Source organism: Paraburkholderia silviterrae (genome assembly GCF_004353915.1).
Lineage (GTDB): Bacteria > Pseudomonadota > Gammaproteobacteria > Burkholderiales > Burkholderiaceae > Paraburkholderia > Paraburkholderia silviterrae.
Genome location: NZ_SMRP01000006.1, coordinates 374,572 through 374,945, shown reverse-complemented (window position 1 = coordinate 374,945; position 374 = coordinate 374,572).

Genomic DNA, 374 nt, shown 5'->3' with positions numbered 1-374 from the left:
AAGTAGGCAAAAGAAAGCGGCTCAAACCGCCAGTGTGACGCCGTCCCCCACTGCCCTTTTTATCGGAGCGGCACCGGGGCATCCGTCACCTCGCACACTCCGCGTAAGTGACAAAGGGCTCATTCTTCCCGCCGCGCGCTACGCGCGGGCGGAAGAGTCTGCAAGAAAAACCGGGCGGAATGCCAGCGAATGCGCGGTAGTACTGCTGAGCAAATACACTGGAGTCCTACGAAAACGCGTGCATCCCACTGGTTTGGGTTATGCCCCACGGCGCGCGCAGCGCCGCCGGATGGATGAGCCCTTAGTCACTCCGGCAGACGACGCGTGGCGACAGACGCCCCGGAGCCGCTCCGATTAGAGGGCAGTGGTGGACG